The 23972-nt window shown below is 72.5% G+C and carries 22 protein-coding genes; 17 read left to right on the top strand and 5 right to left on the bottom strand.

Annotation, left to right across the window (positions count from 1 at the left end; all coding sequences use genetic code 11):
* Positions 1-59: 59 nt before the first annotated feature.
* Positions 60-1334, top strand: a complete 1275-nt coding sequence (locus AB0J67_RS06630) for an ABC transporter permease (RefSeq protein WP_363477009.1) — start codon at positions 60-62, stop codon at positions 1332-1334.
* A gap of 298 nt (positions 1335-1632) precedes the next feature.
* Positions 1633-2946: a hypothetical protein gene (locus AB0J67_RS06625; protein WP_363477006.1), complete on the top strand. Its 1314-nt coding sequence runs from the start codon at positions 1633-1635 to the stop codon at positions 2944-2946.
* Positions 2947-3016: 70 nt separating this feature from the next.
* Here the strand turns inward: AB0J67_RS06625 and AB0J67_RS06620 are convergent, their stop codons facing one another.
* Together AB0J67_RS06620 and AB0J67_RS06615 are read right to left on the bottom strand one after the other, a co-directional pair.
* On the bottom strand, positions 3017-4171 hold the full coding sequence (locus AB0J67_RS06620) for an NADH-quinone oxidoreductase subunit D (protein WP_363477003.1): 1155 nt from the start codon (positions 4169-4171) through the stop codon (positions 3017-3019).
* Positions 4172-4389: 218 nt separating this feature from the next.
* Positions 4390-5340 (bottom strand): SAM-dependent methyltransferase, encoded by a 951-nt coding sequence (locus AB0J67_RS06615; RefSeq protein ID WP_363477000.1) that lies wholly within the window; start codon positions 5338-5340, stop codon positions 4390-4392.
* 312 nt (positions 5341-5652) lie between these two features.
* Here AB0J67_RS06615 and AB0J67_RS06610 point away from each other — a divergent pair, with 312 nt between their 5' ends.
* From AB0J67_RS06610 to AB0J67_RS06565, 10 genes are all read left to right on the top strand, one after another.
* Complete coding sequence (locus AB0J67_RS06610; RefSeq protein ID WP_363476997.1) at positions 5653-6594, top strand: DUF2520 domain-containing protein; 942 nt, start codon at positions 5653-5655, stop codon at positions 6592-6594.
* A complete protein-coding gene (gene panC / locus AB0J67_RS06605) occupies positions 6591-7442 on the top strand; it encodes a pantoate--beta-alanine ligase (RefSeq protein WP_363476994.1) in 852 nt (283 codons plus the stop codon). Before AB0J67_RS06610 ends, panC begins: the two co-directional genes overlap by 4 nt.
* Positions 7442-7870 carry an aspartate 1-decarboxylase gene (panD, locus tag AB0J67_RS06600; protein ID WP_363476991.1) on the top strand — a complete coding sequence of 143 codons (429 nt, stop codon included), beginning with the start codon at positions 7442-7444 and terminating at the stop codon, positions 7868-7870. Before panC ends, panD begins: the two co-directional genes overlap by 1 nt.
* Before the next feature lie 77 nt (positions 7871-7947).
* Positions 7948-8829 carry a septum formation family protein gene (locus AB0J67_RS06595; protein ID WP_363476988.1) on the top strand — a complete coding sequence of 294 codons (882 nt, stop codon included), beginning with the start codon at positions 7948-7950 and terminating at the stop codon, positions 8827-8829.
* A gap of 92 nt (positions 8830-8921) precedes the next feature.
* Positions 8922-9797 carry a septum formation family protein gene (locus AB0J67_RS06590; RefSeq protein WP_363476985.1) on the top strand — a complete coding sequence of 292 codons (876 nt, stop codon included), beginning with the start codon at positions 8922-8924 and terminating at the stop codon, positions 9795-9797.
* Positions 9798-9935: 138 nt separating this feature from the next.
* Entirely contained in the window at positions 9936-10829 is an 894-nt protein-coding gene (locus AB0J67_RS06585; RefSeq protein WP_363476982.1) for a septum formation family protein, read from the top strand.
* Between the two features lie 85 nt (positions 10830-10914).
* The gene (locus AB0J67_RS06580) at positions 10915-11802 is read left to right on the top strand and encodes a septum formation family protein (protein WP_363476979.1); all 888 of its coding nucleotides are present in this window, start codon (positions 10915-10917) and stop codon (positions 11800-11802) included.
* A gap of 103 nt (positions 11803-11905) precedes the next feature.
* The gene (locus tag AB0J67_RS06575; protein ID WP_363476976.1) at positions 11906-13678 is read left to right on the top strand and encodes an L-aspartate oxidase; all 1773 of its coding nucleotides are present in this window, start codon (positions 11906-11908) and stop codon (positions 13676-13678) included.
* Positions 13675-14556 carry a carboxylating nicotinate-nucleotide diphosphorylase gene (gene nadC / locus AB0J67_RS06570; RefSeq protein ID WP_363476973.1) on the top strand — a complete coding sequence of 294 codons (882 nt, stop codon included), beginning with the start codon at positions 13675-13677 and terminating at the stop codon, positions 14554-14556. Before AB0J67_RS06575 ends, nadC begins: the two co-directional genes overlap by 4 nt.
* Before the next feature lie 7 nt (positions 14557-14563).
* Entirely contained in the window at positions 14564-15322 is a 759-nt protein-coding gene (locus AB0J67_RS06565) for a type III pantothenate kinase (protein WP_363476970.1), read from the top strand.
* Here AB0J67_RS06565 and AB0J67_RS06560 read toward each other — a convergent pair.
* Positions 15319-16062 (bottom strand): class I SAM-dependent methyltransferase, encoded by a 744-nt coding sequence (locus AB0J67_RS06560; RefSeq protein WP_363476967.1) that lies wholly within the window; start codon positions 16060-16062, stop codon positions 15319-15321. The genes AB0J67_RS06565 and AB0J67_RS06560 overlap by 4 nt on opposite strands.
* A gap of 576 nt (positions 16063-16638) precedes the next feature.
* Between AB0J67_RS06560 and AB0J67_RS06555 the strand changes: the two genes are divergently transcribed.
* Both AB0J67_RS06555 and AB0J67_RS06550 read left to right on the top strand, forming a co-directional pair.
* Positions 16639-16989, top strand: coding sequence for an Lsr2 family protein (locus AB0J67_RS06555; RefSeq protein WP_363476964.1), 351 nt, complete (start codon positions 16639-16641; stop codon positions 16987-16989).
* A gap of 425 nt (positions 16990-17414) precedes the next feature.
* On the top strand, positions 17415-19946 hold the full coding sequence (locus AB0J67_RS06550; protein ID WP_363476961.1) for an ATP-dependent Clp protease ATP-binding subunit: 2532 nt from the start codon (positions 17415-17417) through the stop codon (positions 19944-19946).
* Between the two features lie 158 nt (positions 19947-20104).
* On the opposite strand, the gene AB0J67_RS06545 is transcribed toward AB0J67_RS06550, so the two are convergent.
* Both AB0J67_RS06545 and AB0J67_RS06540 read right to left on the bottom strand, forming a co-directional pair.
* Entirely contained in the window at positions 20105-20971 is an 867-nt protein-coding gene (locus AB0J67_RS06545) for a polysaccharide deacetylase family protein (RefSeq protein WP_363476958.1), read from the bottom strand.
* 114 nt (positions 20972-21085) lie between these two features.
* Positions 21086-21970 (bottom strand): A/G-specific adenine glycosylase, encoded by an 885-nt coding sequence (locus tag AB0J67_RS06540; RefSeq protein WP_363476955.1) that lies wholly within the window; start codon positions 21968-21970, stop codon positions 21086-21088.
* Positions 21971-22001: 31 nt separating this feature from the next.
* On the opposite strand from AB0J67_RS06540, the gene AB0J67_RS06535 reads away from it, so the two are divergent.
* From AB0J67_RS06535 to AB0J67_RS06525, 3 genes are read left to right on the top strand one after another with little or no spacing between them, the layout of a single operon-like run.
* Positions 22002-22535: an ACT domain-containing protein gene (locus AB0J67_RS06535; RefSeq protein WP_363476952.1), complete on the top strand. Its 534-nt coding sequence runs from the start codon at positions 22002-22004 to the stop codon at positions 22533-22535.
* A gap of 58 nt (positions 22536-22593) precedes the next feature.
* Complete coding sequence (locus AB0J67_RS06530) at positions 22594-23136, top strand: peptide deformylase (protein WP_363476949.1); 543 nt, start codon at positions 22594-22596, stop codon at positions 23134-23136.
* Between the two features lie 60 nt (positions 23137-23196).
* Positions 23197-23889 (top strand): hypothetical protein, encoded by a 693-nt coding sequence (locus tag AB0J67_RS06525; protein WP_363476947.1) that lies wholly within the window; start codon positions 23197-23199, stop codon positions 23887-23889.
* The last annotated feature ends 83 nt before the right edge of the window (positions 23890-23972 follow it).

Below are 23972 nucleotides of genomic sequence, written 5' to 3'. Positions count from 1 at the left end.
GCCTCGGGTGATGCCGTGTCGTACCCCGCGACCGGCAGCCGACTCGGGAGGCGCGAGTCATGGCCTACGACAGCGAAGCGACCGACGCGACAGGGCAGCGACGGTTCCGCGGCGACGGCTTCCGTGAGGATTCCGACCACCGCGCCGAAGGCGCCACAGGCGTGCAGTACCGGCCGCGGGTGACGCCTGCCGCCAACCTCGACGACGTCTTCGACGACCCCGCGCACGGGGAGGTCGGCCGCGACCGGCTCGGCATCCACTTCGCCTGGGAGGGCGTCCTCCTGCTCGGCGTCGTGGTGCTCGGGTTCCTGCTGCACAACAGCCACCGCGCCCAGATCAGCGGCGACCGGCTCCAGGAGCTGCTGGTCTTCGCCGCGGCGCTGGGCCTGCTCGGCTTCGGCGCGGCGATGACGCTGCGCGCCGGGGCGGTGAACCTGGCCCTCGGCCCGGTCGCCTCCGCCGCCGCGCTGTTCTACGCCGAGCACGGCAACGACGGCGTGGTGCCGACCGCCGGGATGGCCGTCGCGTTCGCCGCCGGGCTGGGGCTCGTCATCGCGATCCTGGTGGTGGGCTTCCACGTGCCCGGCTGGGCGGGCAGCCTCGCCGCCGCGCTGGTCGCGATCGTGTGGATCCAGAAGCACCCCGACCCGCTGACCGTCGCCGGCGAGTACGACCCGACCAACCAGGCGCTCTACCTGTTCGCCGGGTTCGCCGCGCTGACCATCGTCGCCGGGCTGCTCGGCTCGATCCGGTCGATCCGGCGCGGTGTCGGGCGGTTCCGCCCGGTGGGCGACCCCGCGCACCGCCGGGGCGGCCTCGGCGGCACCGTCGCGGCGCTCGGCCTGGTCACGTCCACGGTGCTCGCGGCCGTCGCGGGCGTGCTGCTCGCCGCGCTCAACGGCACCACCGAGCAGGTCGTGGTGCCGACCGAGGGCATCGAGCTGACCGGCCTGGCCATCGGCGCGGCGCTGGTGGGCGGCGTGAGCGCGTACGGCCGCCGCGGCGGCGTCTTCGGCACCCTGCTCAGCGTCAGCCTGCTGGCCCTGGTCATCTGGTACGCCGGCAAGGACGCGGCCAACTGGCGCATCTCCCACTACGCGCTGGCGGCCGGCGTGGTCGCGCTGGGCCTGGTGGTCACGCGGCTGGTGGAGACGTTCGGCCGTCCGCTGCCGATCGACGAGGAGAGCCCGGACGACTGGTCCGACGTGGGCGTGCCGGGCACCGCCGGCTGGTCCACCGGCAGCGGCGACACCTGGGCCAACCTGCCCGCCCAGCCCGCGCCCGCGCGCACCGACCAGTGGGGCGACGAGGACCGCTGGTCCTCACTGCGCTGACCTCCCTACTTTCCTGATCGAAGCTCCGTCCGGCAGCCCGGATGGAGCTTCGATCATGTGTGGGCATGTGCCAATTTCGTGGTGAGTCGGGCGAAACGGGCGGGTGTTCGTTGAACACCCCGTGAAGAGAGTTCGTCGATTACCGGCACGGCGGGCGCCGATGCTGGGGCTGGGGCGGCCGCGCTGGGTCACGCACCTGTTCAGGGTGGGTCGGCGGCGCTCTCCGAAGCAGAGGTTCTCGCATTTCAGGGCGGTAGAGCATTCCCCTCGACGGCAACTGTCGGTAGCCTCTAGCAACATGCCGAACTCGGACACTCGCGATGAACAGCGCCACGCGCGCCTGCTTCCGGTGCTGTTCTGGGGCGGCGTCGGGCTCGCCCCGCTGGCCGCGTTGTTCCTGTTCATCGCCGATGGCGGGTTCGCCCTGCGGGCCGCGATCGGGGTGGTCATCCTGTCGGTGATCCTGATCGGCCTGTCGATCACGCTGCGTCGCGACACCGAGACCGTGCGGCTGGAGCTCGAGGACATGATCCTCGACGAGATCGACACCGTCCGGGCCGACGTCCGCGACGACATCTCGACCGCCGCCCACGCCACCCACCGCGCGTTCGGCGAGAAGTTCCAGTACCTGGCCGACCAGCTCGAGGCCACGCGGCACGAGCTGGAGGCGACGCGGGCGCAGCTCGAAGCGGTCCGGGCCGAGGCGGCCCGCGGCGGCCACGCGGCGGTCCCGGCGGCCGGCCGCGGTACGCCGTCGCCGGCTCCGCACCAGCCCGCGCCGCACGGCGGCCGGGTCGGGGTGCCGCCCGGCGTCGTCCGGCACACCGAGACGGTGCAGGTGACCACCCGGCACACCATCGTCGACCCGCACGGCGAGGACAGCCCGCGCGGCGCCGGCCTGTACGGCAGCCCCGTCAGCGCCGCGGCCGCCGGCTTCGACCGCGGCCGCGACGCGGACTACGGCCAGCGCGCCGAGGCCCCGCGCGGCGAGGGGCGGCGTTCACGCTCGGAGCGCCGCGAGCGCGACGCGCACGAGGAGCGCCGCGAGCGGGATGTGCACGAGGAGTCCTGGACCGAGCAGCGGCTGCGCGAGCAGCTGGAGCGCCGCCGGGACGCGAACGAGCCGGTCTCCGGCGGCGACAGCTGGGGTTCCCGCCACGACCGCGACCGCGACGACGAGCGGAGGCCGCGCCGGGCCGCCGACGCGATCGAGGGCCGCTGGTCCGAGCGCGACGACGACGACCGGCCGGGCGTGCGCGCCGGGGACCGCTGGGCCACCGTGCGCAGCGACGACCGCGGTCGCGAGGTGCGCATGGGCGAGCGCCGGGCCGCGCTGCACAGCGACTCGTCCGGCACCGAGCTGCGGATCGAGGACCGGTGGGCGGCGGTGCGCCGCGAGGACAACCGGCCCAGCAGCTTCTTCGACGACGAGCCGGCCGAGGACACGCGCGGCGGCTTCCCGCTGCGCGAGCAGGAGCGGCGCGAGCCGCGGGCGCTGAGCGGGTCCGACCGCGAGCAGCGCTGGTCGGACTACGAGGACGACCGGGGCCGTGACCGGGACCGCGAGCGGGACCGTGACCGGGATCGCGACTACGACCGCCGCTACCGCTGATCCGGATTGCTGATCGAAGCTCCGTCCGCGCCGCTCCACCGGCGTGCGCGGAGCTTCGATCATGGCAGGGCTACTTGTCGACGTCGCCGACGACGAAGAACATCGAGCCCAGGATGGCGATCAGGTCCGGCACGAGGGTGCCGGGCAGCAGCGTCGACAGCGCCTGCACGTTGGCGTACGACGCGGTGCGCAGCTTCATCCGCCACGGCGTCTTGTCGCCCTTCGACACCAGGTAGTAGCCGTTGACGCCGAGCGGGTTCTCGGTCCAGGCGTAGGTGTGGCCCTCGGGGGCCTTGACCACCTTCGGCAGGCGTACGTTGACCGGTCCGGTGATCCGGTCGACCCGGTCCAGGCACTGCCGGGCCAGGTCCAGCGAGACGTACGCCTGGTCGAGCAGCACCTCGAACCGGGCGTGGCAGTCGCCGGCGGTCTTGGTGACGACCGGGACGTCCAGCTCGCCGTAGGCCAGGTAGGGCTCGTCGCGGCGCAGGTCGAAGTCCAGGCCGCTGGCCCGCGCCACGGGGCCCGAGGCGCCGTACGCGGCCGCCTGCGCGGCGGTGAGCACGCCGACGCCGACGGTGCGGGCCAGGAAGATGTCGTTGCGCCGGATCAGGTCGTCCAGCATCGTCATGCGCGAGGTGACCAGGTCGATCGCCTCCCGGGCGCGCCGCGTCCAGCCGGCCGGGACCTCCTCCTTCAGCCCGCCGACGCGGTTGAACATGTAGTGCATGCGGCCGCCGGAGGCCTCCTCCATCACCGCCTGCAGCACCTCGCGCTCGCGGAACGCGTAGAACATCGGCGTGATCGCGCCGATCTCCAGCGGGTACGAGCCGAGGAACATCAGGTGGTTGAGCACCCGGTTCAGCTCCGCCATCGCGGTGCGCAGCCAGACCGCGCGCTCGGGCACCTCCAGGCCCATCAGCCGCTCCACGGCCATCGCCGCGCCGAGCTCGTTGCTGAACGCGCTGAGCCAGTCGTGCCGGTTGGTCAGCACCAGCAGCTGCCGGTAGTCGCGCACCTCGAACAGCTTCTCCGCGCCGCGGTGCATGTAGCCCACGATCGGCTCGGCGGAGATCACCTTCTCGCCGTCGAGCACCAGGCGCAGCCGCAGCACGCCGTGCGTCGACGGATGCTGCGGACCGATGTTCAGCACCATGTCGGTGCCGAGCTGCTGTGCCCCCGCGCCCGCGCCGACCGTCAGCTCCCGCGTACCCGCATCCGCCATGCGCGCCATCGTAAGCCGTATCCCCGCCCCCGCCCCCGCCCCCAGCGAAAGGAAGGGCACCTTCTTAACGCAATACGTAGAGGAAGGGCACCTTCCTAACCCTCACGCCCGCTACGAAACCGCTTCCTCCGACTCGAGGCTTCGAGACGGCGCGAAGATCGCTGTTCGGTGCCACGAACCGCAGTCTGACCATGGGTTGTGACCGGAAACAGCGATCTTCACCGGCTGCGGAGGTCATCGGAGGGGTGGAGGAGAGGGATCGTGCGTGGGTTGAGGGCGGTCCAGTGGAGGAGCCACCAGTGGCTGCCGAGGCCGGCGGGGGTGGTGAGCTCGGCCAGCTCGCTCGCTGCGGCGAGCGCGCGCAGGTAGGCGGCCGGGTCGGTCGAGGCGAGGGTCAGCGGCGGGCGGGCGCCGTCCAGGCCGAGGCGGTGCAGGGCTTCGCGCTGGCGTACCAGCAGATGGTCTTCGCCGGCCGCGGCGGCCGCGGAGTCGATCGCGACGTGGCAGGTGATGTCGGTCGTGCCGTCGAAGGCGGGCACGACCTCGCGCCCGTCCCGGAAGCCGGTGGCGGTGGGCAGCGGCGGCCGCGCGCCGAGCTGGTGGCCGTAGTCGACGGCGAGCGCGAGCCCGGCGTCCAGCGCGCCGACCGCGTCCGCCCAGGCCTCGTCCCGGCTGCGCCCGATCTCGGCGATCTCGCCGGGCGGGGCGGGCCACCACCGCTCCACCCAGGCCGCGTCTGCCGCGTCGAGCGGGCCGCAGGCGTGCAGGTCGGTGTCCAGGTACGAGCCGTCGCGGGCGAGGTCCAGCGGCACGTTGTCCAGCCACTCGGTGGCCAGCAGCAGCCCGGTCAGCCCGCGCGGGAGCTCGGCGCGCCACGCTATCCCGGGCGAGGTGGTGTCGCCGCGCGGTGACACCTCGACGCCGATCGCGCGGGTCCGCGCCCGGAGCTCGTCCGGCAGCGCGGCCAGCACGCCGGACAGCAGCTCACCCCGGCCCGCGCCGACGTCCACCAGGTCGAAGACCTCGGGCGAGCCGAGCGCCCGGTCGACGTCCACCATCAGCGTCCCGATCGCCCGCGCGAAGTGGGACGAGTGGGCGCTGGTCCGGAAGTGGTCCGCGGGCCGCTCGCGGACGAAGAAGCCGTCCGGGCCGTAGAGCGCCGTTCGCATCGCGTCCCGCCATCGCATGGGTGCGGTTTCACTCTCCGTCGTTCCGGTGGTTGCCCTGCCGAATCTACGGTCCGCGAGGGGCGCTCACCGGCCGCCCGCACCGGTCTCCGGACGCGGGTTGCCGCCACGCTGAACGGGCGAGACGAGGGCCACAGGCGGCGCCTGCGGGACGTGGCGCCGGGTGCCCCGGTCGTTGTGGCTCAGGTGAACTTTCTGCGGCAGTGCGGTTTCGCACAGTCCCTGTCCCGCGATCCGCAGCCGGGCGCATACTTGCGGCGACCGGTACCCCGAAGAAGAGGACTGGATCGTCAGATGAGTGCTGAGCTCACCGTCGGTGTGATCGGCGCGGGCCGGGTAGGCGCGGTTCTCGCCGCCGCCCTGGAGGCCGCCGGGCACCGTGTCGTCGCGGCCTCGGGCGTCTCCGCCGCCGCCAAGCACCGCATCCGCACCCTGCTGCCGGGTGCGCAGAATCTTCCCGCCGACGAGGTGGCGCGCGCCGCGACCGATCTGCTGATCGTCGCCGTGCCGGACGACGCCCTGGCGGGTGTGGTGACCGGCCTGGCCGCCACCGGCGCGCTGCGCCCGGGGCAGGTCGTGGCGCACACCTCGGGCGCGCACGGGCTGGCCGTGCTGGCTCCGGCCGTCGCGGTCGGCGCCCGGCCGCTCGCGCTGCACCCGGCGATGACCTTCACCGGCACCCCCGCCGACCTGGACCGGCTGCCCGGCATCTCGTACGGCGTCACCGCCGCCGATGCCGACGTACGCGAGCTGGCCTGCGCGCTCGTCGCCGACCTGGGCGGCGCGCCGGAGTGGATCGCCGAGGACCGGCGCGCGCTCTACCACGCGGGCCTGGCGCACGGGGCGAACCACCTGGTCACCCTCGTCAACGAGGCGGCCGACCGGCTGCGCGACGCGGGTGTGCTGAGCCCGGAGAAGGTGCTCGGCCCGCTGCTGACGGCGGCGCTGGAGAACGCGCTGCGGATGGGCGACGCCGCGATCACCGGCCCGGTGTCGCGCGGCGACGCGGGCACGGTCGCCCGGCACGTGCGGGAGCTGTCCCGCACCGCCCCCGACTCGCTGGCCGCGTACGTGGCGCTGGCCCGGCGCACCGCCGACCGGGCGATCGCGAACGGGCGGCTGCGCGCGGTGGACGCCGAGCCGCTGCTGGGCGTGCTGGCCGACTCCACCGGTGACGCCGGCCACGTCGAGTCCCCCGAGAACGGCGCCGGGCACGTCGGCGAGGCGGCGAAGTGACCGCGGTGGTGCGGACCCGCGCGGAGCTGGCCGCGGCGCGTGCCGCCGCGCACGGCTCGGTCGCGGTCGTGATGACCATGGGCGCGCTGCACGAGGGGCACGCCACGCTGCTGCGGGAGGCCCGCAAGCACGCCGACTTCGTGCTCGCCACGATCTTCGTGAACCCGCTGCAGTTCGGCCCGAACGAGGACCTGGCCCGCTACCCGCGCACCTTCGACGCCGACCTGGCGATCTGCGCGAGCGAGGGCGTCGACCTGGTGTTCGCGCCCACGCCTGAGGTGATGTACCCGCACGGGCAGCCCGAGGTCACGGTGCACCCGGGCCCGCTGGGCGCGGTGCTGGAGGGCGCCGTGCGCCCCGGGCACTTCGCGGGCGTGCTGACCGTGGTCAACAAGCTGCTCCGGCTCACCCGCCCGGATGCGGCGTTCTTCGGGGAGAAGGACTACCAGCAGCTCACGCTCATCCGGGCGATGGTCCGCGATCTGGAGCTCGACGTGGAGATCGTCGGCGTGCCGACGGTGCGCGAGCCCGACGGCCTGGCCCTGTCCAGCCGCAACCGCTACCTGAGCGACGCCGAGCGCGCGACCGCGCTGGCCCTGAGCCGGGCGCTGCGCGCGGGCGCCGCCCGGCACACCCCGGCCGAGGTGCTGGCCGCCGCGACGGCCGAGCTGACCGGCCTGGACGTGGACTACCTCGCGCTGCGCGGCACCGACCTGAGCGAGGACCCGCCGGGCGGCCCGGCCCGGCTGCTGGTCGCGGCCCGGGTCGGCACCACCCGGCTCATCGACAACCTGCCCGTAGACCTCGCCGCGAGCGAGGCGTCCGCGCCGCAGTCCGAGGAGAACTGATGTTCCTGCGCACCATGTTCAAGTCGAAGATCCACCGTGCCACGGTGACCCAGGCCGACCTGCACTACGTGGGCTCGGTCACCATCGACGAGGAGCTGATGGAAGCCGCGGACCTGCTGCCGGGCGAGCAGGTGGCGATCGTGGACGTGACCAACGGCGCGCGCCTGGAGACGTACGTCATCCCCGGCGAGCGGGGCTCCGGCGTGATCGGCATCAACGGCGCCGCGGCGCACCTGGTCCAGCCGGGCGACCTGGTCATCCTCATCTCGTACGCGCAGGCCGACGAGGCGACGGCGCGCTCGTACACCCCGCGCGTGGTGCACGTCGACGAGCGCAACCGGATCATCTCGCTGGGCGCGGACCCGGCCGAGGCGGTGGCCGGCATGGTCGGCGACGTGGTACGCGGCGACCTCACGCTGAGCCGCTGACCGTCCGTTCGGGCGATCCCGCCACGCTCAAGATCCTCTAGGCTCCCCCGGGGTTCGTGACACGGGGAGGAACGCCGATGCGGGGACGGTCGACGGCCGGCGTAATGGCGGCGGTGCTGCTGGCGGCTCTGGCGCTGGCCGGGTGCACACCCGAGCCGCCGGCCGGGGTGGACCGGCTGCTCACCGACGACTGGGCGAAGCCGGCCCAGGTCGAGGGGTACGTGCCGGAGGCCGGGATCTGCATCGCCAGCCGGCCGGGGCACTACCCGAACCGGGCGTCGGTCCTCGACGAGATCGCCTGCACGGCCAACCACTACGGCGAGGTGGTCCATGTCGGCGCGTTCACGACCGACGCCAGGCCCGGTCCGGCGCAGCTGGCCGCCGCGTACACCGAGTGCGACGCGAAGTCCAAGGGGTACCTGGGCCGCTTCTGGTGGGAGGCCCGTACCCAGCTCTACGTCACGGTGCCCACCGAGGCCGCCTGGGCGGGCGGGGCGCGCTGGTTCCGCTGCGACGTGGTCGAGGTCTTCGACGCGAGCAAGGACGGCGTCTGGCTGGGCCGCCAGGGCCGCCTGAAGGAGGGGATCCCGGCCGCGCTGCTGGTCGGGTGCGTGTCGGCGAAGAAGAAAGGCCGCACCATCACCGAGATGCCCGAGGTCGCCTGCACCGCGGCGCACAACGCCGAGTGGGTCGGCGCGTTCCGGGCCTCCGCCACCACGGCGTACCCGGCCTCCGACCGGCAGTGGGGCGTGCTGCACCGCCAGTGCCGGACGCTGGTCGCGAAGTTCGTGGGAGTCGGGTCGAGCCAGGCGGGCCGGTTCGCCACCATCGCCAGCACGAGCGGCTCCGCGAGCTGGAAGGCCGGCGACCGCCGCGTACGCTGCGCGATCTGGTTCGACACGAAGACGATGAAGAAGTCGGCGCGCGGCACCAAGGGCCGGGGCCTGCCGAACTTCTGAGCCGTCGCGCCGACCGGTCGTCCGTTAGGACGATCCGCGCCGCGCCGTCCGGTGTTTAGGCTCGCCCGGTCTTTACGACCTTGGGGGAGACGATGCGGGGACGTCCGACGGTCGGCACGGTGCTGGTCGCGCTGCTCACGAACCTGGCCCTGGCCGGCTGCGCGGCCGAGCTGCCGGACGCGGTGGACCGGGACCTGACCGACGACTGGGTGAAGGTCGCCCAGGTGGAGGGGTACGTGCCGGACGCCGGCAAGTGCCTGGACGTGGTCACCCAGGGCACGGGGCGCTACACCGACCTGTCCGTGGACTGCTCGGTGCTGCACTACGCCGAGACCGTCCACGTCGGCCGGTTCCCCGAGGGCGCGACCCGCGGCGCGAAGGCCTACGCCGCCGCGTACGCGGAGTGCGACGTGGGGGCGAAGGAGTACATCGGGCGGCCGTGGTGGGACGGCCTGCTCTTCCTGCGCATCGCCGCGCCGACCGACGCCGCGTGGGACGGCGGCGCCCGCTGGTTCCGCTGCGACGTGCTCGAGGTCAGCTCGGTCAGCGGCGGCTCGAACTGGGTCAAGCGCACCGGCAGCCTGAAGGACGGGATCCCGGCGAACATCCGCTCCGGCTGCGAGAAGTACGACCAGAAGCGGGTCACCCGCAACGACATGGCCACCGTGCCCTGCGGCACCGCGCACAACGCCGAGTTCGTCGGGCTGTACCGGGCGGCCGAGGGCACCGCCTACCCGGCGTCCGAGCGGCAGTGGGACGTCATCCACCGCGGGTGCTACGAGCTGGTCGCGAAGTTCCTGGGCACCTCCGTCGCGACCGCCCGGCGCTGGGGCGTGGTCTCGTTCCCGCTCGGGTCGGACAACTGGGCCGAGGGTGACCGCCAGGTCCGCTGCTGGATGTGGTTCGGCAGCAAGACCCTCAAGAAGTCGGCGAAGGGGACCGGGGGCAAGGGCCTGCCGGCCTGGTAGATGGTCGACAGCTCCGGTGTCGCGTACGCCCTTGTTCGGTTAGGCTCCCGGGCGGACCGGGCACCGGTGAGGAGTCCTCGGAGATCCGTCACGGCGGATGTCCGGGAGAGTCGCCGGCGACGTGGGAGGGGCGGACACATGGCGTGGAGGCGGTGGATCACCGCCGGTGCGGCTGCCTGCGCACTGGCGACGGCGCTCAGCGGTTGCGGCTCGTCCGCGCCCGGTGTGGACGGCCGGCTCGCCGACGACTGGGCGGCCCTGCCCGCGGCCAAGGTGTTCACCCCGAGCGCCGAGGTCTGCCACGACAGCACGTACGAGCGGACCGGCCGCGCCACGGCGTACCGCCCGGTCGACTGCGAGCTGCCGCACTACGGCGAGACGGTGTACGTCGGCGAGCTGACCGGCGCGGCCTCGGAGCTGGCGACCCCGCCGGAGCCCGACGACGCCTCGGTCGCGCCCGCCTTCGCCGAGTGCGACGAGCGGGCCACCGCCTTCGTCGGCCGCCAGTGGCGCGACGGGCGGCTGACCCTGGAGCTCACGCTGCCGTCATCGGCCGCGTGGCAGGGCGGCGCCCGGTGGTACCGGTGCGAGCTGAACGAGCTGACCACGGTCACCGACGACGCCGACTGGATGCAGCGCAAGGGCAGCCTGCGCGGCGGGCTGCCGGCCGAGCTGCTGCTCGGCTGCTTCGCCGAGACGGGCAAGAACGGGTCGGTGCAGAGCATGCCCGAGACCGACTGCGCCAAGCCGCACAACGCCGAGTACGTCGGCACCTTCGTCGCGGCGGCCGGCCGCAAGTACCCGCAGAGCGACGCGGACTGGGACTACTTCCACGACAACTGCCGCAAGGTGATGGCCGACTTCATCGGCATGGCCAAGAGCGCGACCACGAAGTTCGGCGTGATCTCGTGGCCCTACAGCCGCGCCACCTGGGCGGCGGGCGACCGCGGGGTGCGCTGCTACCTGTGGCTGGAGACGAAGAAGATGTCCGGCTCGGCCAAGGGCACGGCGGGCAAGGGCATCCCGAGCTGATCGTGCGGGTCGATCCCGCGCCCGGCACCGGGTGCGGACATGAAATATGCTCCCGGCTCATGTTCTGCGTACCGCGGGGAGCGTCATGCGTAAGGTGATCGGCCGTACGGCGGTCGGGTTGGTGCTGGCGGCGGCGACGCTGCTGGCCGCATCGGGGTGCGGCGCCCAGCTGCCGCCCGGGGCCGACGGAAACCTCGTCAACCAGTGGCCGGCGATGGCGGAGCCGCAGATCTGGCAGCCCGAGGAGGGCGCCTGCGCCAACCGGTTCACGGCGGCCAGCTACCGCTCGTCGTACGACCCGGTGAGCTGCGACAAGACCCACTCCTACGAGACGGTCGCGGTCGTCGAGTTCGCCGGCGCGGCGGCCGAGCGGTCCACGCCGCCGACCGAGGGCTCGCCGGACATGCGGGCCGCCTGGGCCGACTGCGCCAAGCGGTCGACCACGCACCTGGGTGGGCCCTGGTCCAGCGGCGCGGTCTGGATCGGCGTGTCGGTGCCGTCCGCCGCGGCCTGGACCGGCGGCGCGCGCTGGTACCGCTGCGAGCTGGCGGCGCTGGACGGCCGCTACGGCGACGCGGCGGCGCGCACCGGCTCGCTGAAGGGCGAGTTCGCCGGGGCGTCCCCGCTGGAGTTCGGCTGCTACCAGTACACCAAGCGGCTGGCCGCGATCGCCTGCAACAAGACGCACAACGCCGAGTTCGTCGGGGTGTGGGACGCGGGCAACACGCCCTTCACCAGCCTGAACAGCATGCGCAACAAGATCATCACCAAGTGCCGCAGCCTGGTCGCCAAATACGTGAAGGTGCCCGACGACGGCCAGATGCGCTACCGCACCGGCCTGATCTGGGACTGGCCGTCCCGGGAGGACTGGGACGCCGGCAACCACCATGTGAGCTGCCACCTCTGGCTCGACAAGCGCAAGCTCACCAAGTCGCTCAAGGGCGGCGGCACCAAGGTCCTGCCGCTCAACTGAGCCCCTGCCCCTCACCTGTGTCGTACGCCGGTGAGGGGCATCACGTGGGGTCGGGGGTGAACGGCGGGCTGCGGCGGGGTTGACTGTGCTGGTGCGCAAGGCGTTGACAGTCCCGGTTGAGCTCCCGGTGTCGCCGCGGGCGTTGCCCGCCCGGCCCGCGAGCTGGTTCGAGCCCACCGACGTGGTCGTGATCGGGTCCGGCATCGCCGGGCTGACCGCGGCACTGCACCTGCGTGAGGCGGGCCTGCACGTCACCGTGGTCACCAAGGTCAACATCGACGACGGCTCCACCCGGTGGGCCCAGGGCGGCATCGCCGCGGTGCTGGACCCGCTGGACACCCCGGCCGCCCACGCCCAGGACACCCTGGTCGCCGGGGTCGGCCTGTGCGATCCGGCCGCGGTGGACGTGCTGGTGACCGAGGGCCCGGCCCGGGTCCGCGAGCTGATCAAGATGGGCGCCGAGTTCGACCGGCACGCCGACGGCACGCTGATGCTGACCCGCGAGGGCGGCCACCACGCCAACCGCATCGTGCACGCGGGCGGTGACGCCACCGGCGCCGAGGTGCAGCGCGCGCTGCACGCCGCGGTGCGCCGCGACCCCTGGATCCGCCTGGTGGAGCACGCGCTGGTGCTGGACCTGCTGTGCGACGCCGCCGGCCGGGCCTGCGGCGTGACGCTGCACGTGCTCGGCGAGGGCACCGAGGACGGCGTCGGCGCGGTCCTGGCCCGGGCCGTGGTGCTGGCCACCGGCGGGCTGGGCCAGATCTTCGCGGCGACCACCAACCCGGTCGTGTCCACCGGCGACGGCGTCGCGCTGGCGCTGCGCGCCGGAGCCGACGTGACCGACCTGGAGTTCGTCCAGTTCCACCCCACCTCGCTCTACCTGCCCGGCAACCGCACCGCGCAGCAGCCGCTGGTCAGCGAGGCGCTGCGGGGCGAGGGCGCCCACCTGGTCGACGGGGACGGCAAGCGGTTCATGGTGGGCCAGCACGAGCTGGCCGAGCTGGCGCCGCGCGACGTGGTGGCCAAGGGCATCCACCGGCAGATGCTGGCGTCCGGCACCGACCACGTCTACCTCGACGCCCGGCACGTGCCCGACCTGGCCCACCGGTTCCCGACCATCACGGCGTACTGCCTGGCCGCGGGCGTGGACCCGACCGTCGATCTGATCCCGGTGGCGCCGGCGGCGCACTACGCGTCCGGCGGGGTGCGCACCGACCTGGACGGCCGCACCAGCATCCCCGGCCTGTACGCCTGCGGTGAGGTGGCCTGCACCGGCGTGCACGGCGCCAACCGCCTGGCCTCGAACTCGCTGCTGGAGGGCCTGGTCTTCGCCCGCCGCATCGCCGCCGACATCGCCCGCGAGCTGCCCCCGCAGGCCGACCCGGTGCTGGACGACCGGTCCACCGCACCGGGGGAGGAGCCGCGGGACGACGCGACCCGCGGCGAGCGGGAGCGCGCCGCGTCAGGCGCGCCGTCGGCCGGGGAGGCCGGGGGTCTGGCGTGGACACCCGGCGGGAACGTCCCGGCGGGCGCGCCGGACCCCGACGAGCTGGCCGCCCGGCGGCGGGCGCTGCAGCGCGCGATGACCCGGGGCGCGGGCGTGCTGCGCAGCGCCGAGACGCTGGCGCAGACGGCCGCCGTGCTGCGCGAGGTCGGCACGCCGCCGCTGCCGGGCCGCACCGCGGGCTGGGAGTTCGCCAACCTGCTGACCGTCGCCCAGGCGCTGGTCGCGGCGGCGTCGCTGCGCGTCGAGACGCGCGGGTGCCACTGGCGGGAGGATCATCCGGAGGCGGTCGCGGACTGGCGGGGGCACCTGTTCCCGGCGCTGTCCGCCGACGGGACCATGAACGGGACGTGGGAGGCGATGGCATGAGGGACGCGACGCAGGCACAGCTGGCCAAGGCCGGGTTGGACCCGGACGAGGTGCAGCGGATCGTGGCGAACGCGCTGCGCGAGGACCTCGGGCCGGACCGGCTCGACGTGACCGGCGTGGCGACGATCCCCGAGCACCAGGTGGACACGGCTGACCTGATCGCCCGGGAGTCCGGTGTCATCGCCGGGCTGGCCGTCGCGGAGCTGGTGTTCGAGCTGGCCGGGCCCGGTGCCGAGGTGACCGTGCACGTGCAGGACGGCGACACCGTCGCGCGCGGCGACGTGCTGGCCACCGTCACCGGGCCCACCCGCACCCTGCTGTCGGCCGAGCGGACCGCGCTCAACCTGCTGTGCCGGATGTCGGGGGTGGCCACTCACACCCGCCGCTGGGTGGAGCGGCTCGCCGGCACGAAGGCGCTGGTGCTGGACACCCGCAAGACCACGCCCGGCCTGCGGCCCCTCGAGAAGTACGCGGTGCGCGCCGCGGGCGGCACCAACAAGCGCATGGGCCTCTACGACGTGGCCATGATCAAGGACAACCACAAGCTCGCCGCCGGCTCGGTCACCGCGGCGTACGACCTGGTGCGGTCCACCTTCCCGGACGTGCCGGTGCAGGTGGAGGTCACCACGCTGGCCGAGGCGCAGGAGGCGGTGACGGCCGGGGCGACCTTCCTGCTGTGCGACAACATGTCGCCGCAGCTGCTGCGCGAGGTCGTCGCGGCGGTCGGCGAGCGGGCGGAGCTGGAGGCCACCGGCGGGCTGACCCTGGAGGTAGCGGCCGAGTACGCGGCCACCGGCGTCGACTACCTCTCGGTGGGGGCGCTGACCCACTCGTCGCCTATCGTGGACATCGCCCTGGACCTCCGAGCGCGGAAGTAGACGCCCGGTGCTGCTCTGTATCGACATCGGTAACACCAACACGGTGCTCGCCACCTTCGAGGGCGAGCAGATCGTGCACTCGTGGCGGGTCAAGACCGACGCCCGCAACACCGCCGACGAGCTCGGCCTGATGTTCCGCGGCCTGCTGGCCGGGGACAACGTCGAGATCACCGGCGTGGCGGCGTGCTCGACGGTCCCGGCCGCGCTGCGCTCGCTGCGCACCATGCTCAACCGCTACTACGCCGGCCTGCCGGCCGTGATCGTGGAGCCGGGCGTGCGCACGGGCGTGCAGCTCGCCATCGACAACCCCAAGGAGGTCGGCGCCGACCGCGTGGTCAACACGCTGGCGGCGCACACCCTCTACGGCGGCCCGGCCATCGTCGTCGACTTCGGCACCTCGACGAACTTCGACGCGATCAGCGCCCGCGGGGAGTTCCTCGGCGGCGTGCTCGCCCCGGGGATCGAGATCTCGGTCGAGGCGCTGGCCTCCCGCGCCGCCCAGCTGCGCAAGGTGGAGCTGGTCAAGCCCGCCCGCATCATCGGCAAGAACACCGTCGAGTGCCTGCAGTCCGGTGTGGTCTACGGCTTCGCCGGGCAGGTCGACGGCGTGGTCACCCGCATGATCGAGGAGCTGGGCGGGGTCACCGCGGTCATCGGCACGGGTGGGCTGGCGCCGGTCGTCATCGGCGAGTGCCGGACCATCACCCACCACGAGCCGATGATCACCCTGATCGGGCTGCGGATGGTGTACGAGCGCAACGTCTAGCGCCGCGCCGCCCGGCAGACCGTGGTGACGTACGGCAGCGCGAAGCCGTCCCGGCCGGCCAGGTCGGGGTGCGTGGCGACCAGCTCGCGGACGGCCGCGGCGAGCCGCCGCTGCTCGGTCTCGGGGGAGACCAGATACCACGACCGGGTGGTGACGAGGTCGAGCAGGCCCTGCGGGGTCTGGACGACGCTGTGCCGGAACTCGGCCCACTCGGGCGGGCCGAACAGCGGGCCGAAGTCGACGTCGGCGAGCGGTGCCGGCTCCTCCTGCCGGTAGTGCGCCGAGCCGATGATCTCCTCCAGGCGGGCCAGCCACGCGACGCCGGTGTCGCGGTCGTTGCGCATCGGCGCGAAGACCCCGCCCGGCCGCAGCACCCGGGCGATCTCCGGATGCGCGCGCGCCGGGTCGAACCAGTGGTACGCGGTGCCCACGACTACCGCGTCGGCGTACCCGTCGGGCAGTGGGACCGACTCGGCGGAGCCCTCCCGCGCGGTGGTCCCGGGGGTCGCCGCGTCGAGCGCGGCGCGCATACCCGGGTCCGGCTCCACCGGGGTCACCTCGAAGCCGGCGGCGAGCGCCACCCGGGTGAGCTGGCCGGTGCCCGCGCCGAGGTCGACGACGCGGCCCGGTGCCTCGCCGATCGCCCAGGTCAGCGCTTCCACCGGGTAGGTGGGGCGGGCCCGCTGATAGGTGTCGGCCGCGGCGCCGAAGGAAAGCCGATGCCGATCGATTCCAGTCATGGGGCCTCCCGTGTCCGTCGCATTGTGCTCGGGCCACCCTAGTGCAGTGCGACGTGATTCGGGCACCCTGTCGCACGTAATGCGGCGGCGCTGACGGTCGTGAATTCGGCGGGCGCCGCAAATGACGTCTCGGCGTCCGAGACGGCACCCCGGTCGCCGTCGCGGCGGCGGCCGGCGAAGGTCCCCGCCGGGCATTCGCGATGGTTCGGCGGCGGACCGTCATCATACGGTAGCGGAGCGCGAATCAAGGTTATGTGCGGCGGTCGGCGAGGAGGTGGGCGCGTGCTCCGCGGCGCCGCGCGCGCTCGGGTCCCAGGGGTGTGGAACCGGTATCCACAGTCCCGTCCCCAGTCGTTGAATGGCCTAGGCCATTCCATTTTCCCTTGTCAGGCGATAGCCGATCGGGCGGGTCGGCCGTTTACCCGGCCGCGGTCCCGGAATCTCGCGATAAAGAACTCCGTCAGAATTGATCCGCCGTCGAAAAGTGTTCTATCCTGACGAGCGTCACCCCCTTATGCAATTCATGGCGCCCTTGACTGGCGGGGAGGCTCCAGGGCGGCGAGAAAGGAAGACCGTATGGCCAGGCGCGAGATAGTGGTTCTGGCGGACGACCTCGATGGTTCCGAAGGCGACGTCCGTAGCGTGAAGTTCGGGTTCGAAGGCGCCAGTTACGAGATCGACCTGGGCCCGGCGAACCACGACAAGTTGGCGTTGGCGCTGGCGCCGTTCCTGGCTGCCGCGCGCAAGGAGAGCGGCCGGCGCGGGCCGGTGGCCGCCCCCAAGGCGAAGGCCCCGACCGCGGCCGAGCAGCGTGCGTTCAACCAGCGGGTGCGCGAGTGGGCCAAGGCCCAGGGCAAGGAGGTCAACGACCGGGGCCGGGTGCCGGCCAAGGTCATCGAGGCCTACTACGCCGCGGGACTGCGCTGATCGCCTACCGGCCGGGTTGGCGAACTTCGCGTGATTTGACCAGAGAAGCGGTACGCCGCGAAGGTTGTGCATTTTCCTTCGCGTCGTGCCGCTTTTTCGTGTTCTGGGCGCTCAGCGCGCGCGCCTGATCAGAATATGGACTCCGATTTTCGCTGTGCGCGTAGCGGTCCTGGATGCGGAACAGCCGCCGCCGAGGCAAGGTTGGCTCTGATGCCAGTCTCAACGGCGGATTGCAGGAGTTTTGCACCGTTTACTCCGCTCTCACGCCGACGGTAAGCGACCTGACGGTTACACAACGGTGACCGGACGAGCGTTTCCGGTGGGCCGACATGGTCGGGGTCTGGCGTTAGAGTGAGTGAAACAGCTTCGCCGCCGCGGATCTCCCCCCGGGAGTTCGAGGACTGAGGCGTAGGTGAGGAGCGGGAATGTTCGAGCGGTTCACCGACCGGGCGCGTCGGGTGGTCGTCCTGGCCCAAGAAGAGGCCAGGATGCTCAACCACAACTACATCGGCACGGAGCACATCCTGCTCGGCCTCATCCACGAGGGTGAGGGCGTCGCGGCGAAGGCGCTGGAAAGTCTCGGCATCTCGCTGGAGGGCGTGCGCCAGCAGGTAGAGGAGATCATCGGCCAGGGCCAGCAGGCGCCGAGCGGGCACATCCCGTTCACGCCGCGGGCCAAGAAGGTGCTTGAGCTGTCGCTGCGCGAGGCGCTGCAGCTCGGCCACAACTACATCGGCACCGAGCACATCCTGCTCGGTCTGATCCGCGAGGGTGAGGGCGTCGCGGCCCAGGTGCTGGTGAAGCTCGGCGCCGACCTCAACCGGGTGCGCCAGCAGGTGATCCAGCTCCTCTCGGGCTACCAGGGCGGCAAGGAGCCGGCCGCGGCCGGCACCGCCACCGGCGAGGCCGCTCCCTCCACCAGCCTCGTGCTGGACCAGTTCGGTCGCAACCTGACCCAGTCGGCGCGGGAGGGCAAGCTCGACCCCGTGATCGGCCGGGAGAAGGAGATCGAGCGGGTCATGCAGGTGCTGTCCCGCCGCACCAAGAACAACCCGGTGCTGATCGGCGAGCCCGGCGTCGGCAAGACCACGGTCGTCGAGGGCCTGGCGCAGAAGATCGTCAAGGGCGAGGTGCCGGAGACGCTCAAGGACAAGCAGCTCTACACCCTCGACCTGGGCGCGCTGGTGGCCGGCTCGCGCTACCGCGGTGACTTCGAGGAGCGCCTGAAGAAGGTGCTCAAGGAGATCCGCACGCGCGGCGACATCATCCTGTTCATCGACGAGATCCACACCCTGGTCGGCGCGGGCGCCGCCGAGGGCGCGATCGACGCCGCCAGCATCCTCAAGCCGATGCTGGCCCGCGGCGAGCTGCAGACCATCGGCGCGACCACGCTCGACGAGTACCGCAAGCACCTGGAGAAGGACGCGGCGCTGGAGCGGCGCTTCCAGCCGATCCAGGTCGGCGAGCCCTCGGTGGCGCACACCATCGAGATGCTCAAGGGCCTGCGTGACCGCTACGAGGCGCACCACCGGGTCACCATCACCGACGCGGCCCTGGTCGCGGCGGCGAACCTGGCCGACCGGTACATCTCCGACCGCTTCCTGCCGGACAAGGCGATCGACCTGATCGACGAGGCCGGCGCCCGGATGCGTATCCGCCGCATGACCGCGCCGCCGGACCTGCGCGACTTCGACGAGAAGATCGCCCAGGTGCGCCGCGACAAGGAGTCTGCGATCGACGCGCAGGACTTCGAGCGGGCCGCGCAGCTGCGCGACAAGGAGAAGCAGCTCCTGGGCCAGAAGGGCGAGCGGGAGAAGCAGTGGAAGGCGGGCGACCTGGACGTCGTCAGCGAGGTGGACGACGAGCAGATCGCCGAGGTGCTGGCGAACTGGACCGGCATCCCGGTGTACAAGCTGACCGAGGAGGAGACCTCGCGGCTGCTGCGCATGGAGGACGAGCTGCACAAGCGGGTCGTCGGCCAGATCGACGCGGTCAAGGCGGTCTCCAAGGCGATCCGGCGTACGCGGGCCGGCCTCAAGGACCCGAAGCGCCCGTCCGGCTCGTTCATCTTCGCCGGCCCGTCCGGCATCGGTAAGACCGAGCTGTCCAAGGCGCTCGCGGAGTTCCTGTTCGGCAGCGAGGACGCGCTGATCCAGCTGGACATGTCCGAGTTCCACGACCGGTACACGGTGTCCCGCCTCGTCGGCGCCCCGCCCGGATACGTCGGTTACGACGAGGGCGGCCAGCTGACCGAGAAGGTGCGCCGCCGGCCGTTCTCGGTGGTCCTCTTCGACGAGATCGAGAAGGCCCACCCGGACGTGTTCAACACCCTGCTGCAGATCCTGGAGGACGGTCGCCTGACCGACGGCCAGGGCCGCATCGTGGACTTCAAGAACACGGTGATCATCCTGACCACCAACCTGGGCACCCGTGACGTGGCCAAGGCCGTGTCGCTGGGCTTCCAGAAGTCGGAGGACGCCGAGTCCAACTACGAGCGGATGAAGGTGAAGGTCAACGACGAGCTGAAGCAGCACTTCCGCCCGGAGTTCCTGAACCGTATCGACGACACCATCGTCTTCCACCAGCTCACCGAGGTGGAGATCCTCTCGATCGTGGACATCATGATCAAGCGGATCGAGAACCAGCTGCGCAACAAGGACATGGGCCTGGAGCTGACCGACAGCGCCAAGAAGTACCTGGCGAAGAAGGGCTTCGACCCGGTCCTGGGCGCCCGGCCGCTGCGCCGGACCATCCAGCGCGAGCTGGAGGACACGCTCAGCGAGCGGATCCTGTTCCAGGAGCTCAAGCCGGGCCAGCACGTGCTGGTCGACTGCGAGGGCGACCCGGAGCAGGTCGAGACGGCCAAGCTGACCTTCACGCCGTCCCAGCGGGTCGTCCCCGCCGAGACGCCGGAAGCGCCGGCCGAGCCGGTCGGCAGCGACGCCGCCGCCGCGTAACACGGCAGTACGAAAGGGGCACCGCAGCCGCGGTGCCCCTTTCGTGTACCCGGAGACCCTTCGCGGGGGCCGCGGGCCGGGGGGAGATCGCGGGTTCTGGTCAGAATGTGCGGTGAGGCTGCAGATCCTGACCGGAAGCGGCGATCGTCCCCGCGACGTCAGCCGACGTAGTCCTCCAGGAGGGCCGGGGTGAGGCCGGAGCGGTGGATGGCTTTCAGGGCGGCGAGCAGGTCGTCCATCAGCGCCGGGCGGAAGTGCATGAGCAGCACGTCGCCGCGCTTCACCACCTTGTCGGCGGTCTGGTAGCGCACCCTGCCCTTGTCGACCGTCTGCGTCCAGTAGAAGACGGCCACCGCGCCGCAGTCGCGTGCCGCCTTCAGCGTGGTCGCGTCCCGGTTGCCGAACGGCGGGCGGAACAGCGTGGGCCGGCGGCCGAACAGCTGCTCCAGCTTGTCCGCGGAGCCGCAGATCTCCTTCTTCTGGAAGTCGTAGGACTTCCCCTTCAGCGACGTGTGGCTGATCGTGTGGTTCTCGATCATGCCGCCCGCGTCCTGGATCGCCTTGAAGTACGCCGTGTGCTGGGTGGCCGCGGGCGAGTTGAGGAACAGCGTCACCGGGATCTTCGCCTGCCGGATGAACTCGACGACCTCGGGTCTGCGGGACAGCGCCCCGTCGTCGATGGTGATGAAGGCGACCGGATGGTCGGTGGGCACCCCGAACCAGAACACCGCCGAGCTGCTCTCCGGCAGGTGCACCCGCTGCGGCGGCGGCGCCGGCAGGAAGGTGGGCACCTGGGACAGGTACCACTGCAGGTTCTTGACCGTCACGGGCTTGACCGTCGGAGAGGGCGACGGCGGCGCGGACGGACTCGGCGACGGGCTCGGCGAAGCCGTCACGCTGGGCGAAGGGCTCGGGCCGGGCTCCGCGAAGATCGGGTCCGGGCCGGCGCTCTTGCACGCGGCGGGCGCGAGCATGGCGGTGAACAGGAGCACGGTGAGGGCGCGGCGAGCGGGGGTGGATGCCACGCCCGGACTCTACCCATCCGAACCCGGTTCGCAATCCGCTGCGAAACCCGAGCGGCAGTCGGATATCGGCGAGGCCGGGCCGGACGGGCCGCGTTTGCTGAGCGTGAGCGGCGTTCAGAGGTCGGCGGGGCTGCGGCCCGGCAGGCCGAACCGCTCGCCGCGCGGCACGACCAGGCCGTCGGCGAGCAGGCTGGCCAGCGCCCGCTCGCGCTGGGCCGCGTCGGCCCACACCACGTCCAAAGCGGGCTTGGCGACCGGGCCGGGCGCGTGCCGCAGCACGGCCAGCAGCAGGCCGCGCACCTGGCGGTCGGTGCCCGCGTAGCGCTGCGGCTTGCGGGACGGGCCCGCCGGCAGCACCCCGCCGGAGCGGTGCCACGCGCAGTGCGTCCGCACCGGGCAGGCTGTGCATCGCGGCGCGCGTGCCGTGCACAGCACCGCGCCCAGCTCCATGAATGCGGCGCTGGCGCGCGCGGCCTCCTGGTCGGTGGCCGGCAGCAGCGACTCCACCAGCGTCAGGTCGGCGGGGGTGGTGGCCGCTCCGGCGTCGGGCGCGCCGGTGACCGCCCGCGCGGCGACCCGCCGCACGTTGGTGTCCACCACCGGATGCCGCTGCCCGTACGCGAACGCCAGCACCGCCCGCGCCGTGTAGTCGCCGACGCCGGGCAGCGCGAGCATCTGGTCCAGCCGCCGGGGCACCTGCCCGCCGTGCCGGTCCACCAGCGCGACCGCGCAGGCGTGCAGGCGCATCGCGCGCCGGGGGTAGCCCAGGCGTCCCCAGGCCCGGATCGCCTCGCCGGAGTCCTCCGCCGCCAGGTCGGCGGGCGACGGCCAGCGCGCCACCCACTCCCGCCACACCGGCAGCACCCGCACGACCGGTGTCTGCTGCAGCATGAACTCGCTGATGAGCACCGGCCAGGCGCCCACGTCGGGCGCGCGCCACGGCAGATCCCGCGCGTTGGCGTCGTACCACGCAGTGGTCAGCGAGGCGAGTTCGGACATGGGCCCCACCCTACTGGTGCACAATGCCCGCATGACCAACTCGTCGCGTGGGGCCGAACTGGCCGTCACCGTGATCGGACCGGACCGCACCGGGATCGTCGCCGACGTCGCCGAGGCGCTGGCCAGGCTGGGTGCCAACCTGACCGACTCGACCATGACCCGGTTGCGCGGCCACTTCGCGATGACGCTGATCTGCTCCGCCACGGCCGGCGCCGCCGAGGTCGAGGCCGCGCTGCGCCCGCTGTCGGCCGACGGCCAGCTGCTGGTGACCGTGCGCGACGTCGGCCCGGACGAGTCCCCGCACAACGCCGGCCTGCCGTACCTGCTGAGCGTGCACGGCGCCGACCGGCTCGGCATCGTCGCGGCGGTCACCCGGGTGGTCGCCGAGATGGGCGGCAACATCACCGATCTGTCCACCCGCCTGGTCGGCCCGCTCTACCTGCTGGTCGCCGAGGTGGACCTGCCCGAGGGCGTGCCCGCTGAGCTGACCAAGCGCCTGGCCGACGTCGCCGGGGAGCTCGGTGTCGAGGTCAACCTGCGCCCGGCCGGGGCGGACGTGTTATGAGCCCGCGGGCAGTCGTCGGCGAGCGGGGCGAGGGGGAGGCGTGAGCGAGCAGACCGAGGTGGCCATCGAGGGCTGGGACCTCTCCTCGTTCGGCGAGGGCCGGGTGCTGCCGGTCGTCACGGCGCCCGATCACGTGCTGAGCCGGGTCGGTGAGGCGGTCGACCCCACGGCCCCCGAGGTGGTGGCGCTCGCGGCAGACCTGATCGCCACGATGCGGGTCTCGCCCGGCTGCGTGGGCCTGGCCGCGCCGCAGGTAGGGGTGAGCGTGCAGCTGTTCGCGGTGAACGTCGTGGAGCACCCGAAGGCAGTCACCGTGCACGGCACGTTCGTGCTGGCCAATGCCGTGATCGTGGAGGCCAGCCGGTGGCGGCCGGGGCGCGAGGGCTGCATGTCCGTGCCCGACCTCACCGGCGACGTGAAGCGGGCGAGCCGCATCGTGGTCAGCGGCGAGCTGCCGGGCAGCGGGCGCAAGGTGACGATCACGACGGACGCCTTCGAGGCGCGCGCGCTCCAGCACGAGATCGACCACTGTAACGGACTGCTGTTTTTGGACAAGGTCAGCGGCGCACACGCGATCTATCAGCGAAAAGTCTATCTGTGACACGCACTTAGCGTGTCGCGTGATGCGTGTCGTGATCGTGGGCGATAGCGTGAGCACATCATGAGACTGATAGTGGGTCCACTGCCCGCAGCCGTCTACTGGCGTCGCCGTGCCATGGTGCTCGGCGCGCTGCTGGTTGTCGTTCTCATGGTGACCCTGGCGGTGCGCACCGGCAGCGGCGGTGCGCAGAACCCGTCCGCGGTGAACTCCCCGGCGCAGCCCACCGCCTCGGCGGAGGCCGAGCCGAGCGTGCAGCCGGAGCCGTCACCCACGCCCGGCGAGGTGATCGCGCCCGCCTCCGAGGTGAGCGCGAGCCCGTCCGCGGCCGGTGAGGGCGCCGAGACCGATCCCGCCCTGTGCACCGACAGCGAGATCAAGGTGACCGCGAAGCCGGCCCAGACGACGCTCAAGCGCGGTGCCGACCTCTACATCACGCTGCTGGTGAAGAACACCTCGAAACGCACCTGCACCCGTGACGTCGGCGCCGACATGCAGGAGCTGCGCGTCCTGAAGAGCACCGAGAAGATCTGGTCCTCCGACGACTGCGGTGGGCCGCGGGGCCACGAGGTGCGCCAGTTCCCGCCCAACCACGAGCGCTCGTACACTGTGGTCTGGAACGGCAAGTCCAGCTCCGCCTGCGAGAAGACGATCAAGCGGGTGCCGGACGGCCCCGTCCCCCCGGCGGGGGAGTACCGCCTCTACGCCCGCGTGGGCACCGCGATCAGCCCGTCGGTGACGCTGAAGCTGACCTAGCCCGCCCCGCCCAAGATCTTCCGACTTGCCTGGCACATGGGCGGATCCTGACCGCTGATACGCACATCTGCCTGGCAAGTCGG

Origin of the sequence: Catellatospora sp. NPDC049609 (genome assembly GCF_040675365.1) — a bacterium.
Classification (GTDB): Bacteria; Actinomycetota; Actinomycetes; order Mycobacteriales; family Micromonosporaceae; genus Catellatospora.
This window is presented reverse-complemented; position numbering and strand designations above follow the sequence as displayed.